Source organism: Desulfococcus sp., from assembly GCF_050178255.1.
GTDB lineage: Bacteria > Desulfobacterota > Desulfobacteria > Desulfobacterales > Desulfococcaceae > Desulfococcus > Desulfococcus multivorans.
In genome coordinates this window covers 1-2,749 of record NZ_JBFXGG010000198.1, presented here as the reverse complement: position 1 = coordinate 2,749, position 2,749 = coordinate 1, and the positions used below count along the sequence as shown (strand labels likewise).

General features: G+C 60.0%; 3 protein-coding genes. 2 read left to right on the top strand and 1 reads right to left on the bottom strand.

All coding sequences use genetic code 11. The features are described 5' to 3' along the window. On the top strand, positions 1-467 hold a 467-nt coding region (locus tag AB7S84_RS17155), incomplete at its 5' end, for a hypothetical protein (protein ID WP_428156025.1). Here AB7S84_RS17155 and AB7S84_RS17150 read toward each other — a convergent pair. Next, positions 468-1,127 (bottom strand): hypothetical protein, encoded by a 660-nt coding sequence (locus tag AB7S84_RS17150; RefSeq protein WP_020875633.1) that lies wholly within the window; start codon positions 1,125-1,127, stop codon positions 468-470. It lies immediately after the preceding gene. A 150-nt stretch (positions 1,128-1,277) separates the two neighbouring features. On the opposite strand from AB7S84_RS17150, the gene AB7S84_RS17145 reads away from it, so the two are divergent. Beyond that, positions 1,278-2,749 (top strand): caspase family protein (locus AB7S84_RS17145; RefSeq protein ID WP_428156023.1); only part of this gene is annotated, 1,472 nt, incomplete at its 3' end.

The window sequence follows — 2,749 nt, the reverse complement described above, 5'->3', positions numbered from 1 at the left end:
CGTGCCGAAGTGGACAGAAGACGTTCCGGCTGACGGGGGACACCCCCTGCCTGGTCCGAATATCGAAACGGGACAAGGGGTTCTGGGACTGGACCGATTTCGAGAAAGCGGTGCTGAGGGCCGAAAGGGCCGGGTTGAGCCTGCAAGTCTGCCGCTGTGAAACATCGGGCGCCGCCGCCCGGGGACCGGGGGTCCGCGTAACCCCCAAGAAACTGTTGAAGGTGTCGGACCGGTTCAAGTTCCCCACCCACGTCGGTGCCGATATCGCCGTTCAAGGTCGCCCCGAACTGGAGGTCTCCTATTTTCCCAAAGGCAAGACGGTAACCGCGGGTTGCGGCGGCGGCAAGGTCCAGGTGTGCGAGGTCGTCGACACTGCCGATCTCGTGGTGCTCGATGACGGCGGCATTATCCGTCTGGCCTGTGACGGCTGCACCCCGACGACACCGGCCGTCGTCGGCATCGAGTGATCAGGTCACCGATTTGTCCACCCGGAGTGCCTTCAGGATGGCGGGAATCGCCCCGACAAGATAGAAGAGCGCCCAGATCAAGGTCAACACCGCAATGACGATGGCGCCGATGTCGTCGGTGATGCTGGCCAGAAAGCGGGGAAAGAGCCCGTGCAGGAAGCCCAGGAGGATGGTGCCGATGAAGGATGTCAGGACGATCAGCACGAGCCCCTTGTTCTCCAGAAATCGCTGGTGGGCCAGCATCATCAACACCGAGAAGCCGAGCTTGAGCGCCATGGCGAGACTCAGCGTCGCCGCGGCTGCGGTTCTGTCGAACCGTCCGTATTCCTTGAGATAAACAATCGGTCCAAAGGGGATGGCCATCAGGAGGGAAACCATCAGAAGCAGCAAACCCAGCGCGGCGAAAACCATGGCGACGGATCCGATGAACATGAGGAACGAAAAGAGGAAGGTGACGACGCCCTGAATGCGGCCGTGGAAACGGTGGGTGATGACCAGGGGGGCGCCTACCAGAAGAATCGTGAACAGCACCAGGGAATCCAGGATGCCGAGGTAGAAGATGCCGCTGACGGTGAATCCCGACCCCAACTCCACCAGAACGACCAGGAAGATGGCGACAACGGCGGCGATGAAAAATGGTTTTCTCAGTTCGTCAAGCATAGCCTGTTCCTTTGTCGATGTCCGTGATGGATATGTCAAGCTGATATCGTAATGGCGGGCAAGAGCATTGGATATATCTGAATATCTTACCCGTACCATAACGGAGCGGAGAGCGAAAGGACGTTTTTTCGCATCCGACGGGAGGTTGCAATGATAGAATATCTGTACCAAAAGCGTGGGCGTCAAGCCTTTCTGTCGGGTCTGACGGTCGCTTTTCTGATATTTTTCGGCGCATGCGGCCATATTGACGCCGGGAAAAACGGCGGTTTGACTGCGCGGAATCCCAATGCTCCGGGCATCCTCTGCGGTGGCGCCGATGTTGTTGAAATCGACGGCCGGCGGCGCCTCGCCCTCATTGTCGGGGTCGGTGAATACAGGAACGACAGAATTCCCGACCTTCCGGGGCCTCCCAATGATGCCAGACGGTTTTACGACATGTTGACCGGGAAGAACGGCTACGGCTTTCCCAGGGAAAACGTCTGCATGCTCCTTGATGAAAAAGCGACGACGGCGGGGTTCAGGGCGGCATTTGACACCATGCTCGTCTCTCGGGCGAGAGAAAACGATGTGGCCGTTGTTTTCTATGCGGGTCACGGATCCCAGGCCCGCGATAAAAACGGGGACGAACCCGACGAATGGGATGAGACCTTCCTCTTCCACGACGCACGGACTGACGGCATTGGAGACATGCTGGACGACGAGATGAACCAGATGCTGGCGCGGCTGTACCGGAAAACCAGGAACATCACCGTCATTCTCGATGCCTGCAATTCCGGCACGGCGACCCGGGCGCCGGATAAAGGAACCACGCTCGCACGTTTTTTTACCCCTATGCCGGAAGACCTGAAAAATCCGGCAGCCGAGGGAGAGGGCGGCGACGGCAGTGAGGGGTGGACGACGGAAGCCATGCCGGGGCTTGTCGTTTTTTCCGCCGCGACGGACAGCAATCCGGCTTTGGAGAAAAACGGCAAGGGCATTTTCACCGACGCCCTGCTCCAGGTTATGTCCGGGGTGGGGGATCAACCCATGACATACGCTCAGATCGCCCGTCAGGTCCCCGCTCTGGTGGCGGCGGAAAGCCCCCAGATTCCCTACTTCCAAGGAGATCTGACCCAAAAGGCCCTGGGCAATACGGGACGGACGCATCCGGTCGCCTGGGAGGTGTCGGCGATCGGTCCGCCCCTCACGCTGACCGGTCCGCCCTTGCCCGGTATCGGTAAGGGGGCTGAGATGCGCATCTATGACGGCCGTGTTGAAGGCGCCGACACCCGCGATCCGGGCAAAGCCAAGGCGACCGTCGTGGTGACGGAAATGACCGGTTTGAACGCCAGCGCCCTTGTCTCGGCCACCGCGGAGAGCCTCGGCGCAGTTGCGCCGGGTGACCTTGCCGTTCTGGTTCGACCTGCGGATGACTACACGACGCTGAAGGTTCGGTTGAAGCCCGGTAGCGAGGTTGGGGGGATCCCCTCGGAAATCGCCCTGAAGATCAGGGCGCTTGTCGCTGAGAATCCCGAAACCCGTATGCTCGTCCAACTGGTGGAAGGGGCGGGGGACTTCGAGTTGGGCATGATTGACGAAGGCCGACTGGTCTTGCGAGGACCCGAGAACCGCCCGAGAAATTT

What these genes read in the sequence shown, in the direction of transcription:
- AB7S84_RS17150 (WP_020875633.1), bottom strand. Translation starts at nt 1,127, where the DNA reads ATGCTTGACGAACTGAGAAAACCATTTTTCATCGCCGCCGTTGTCGCC.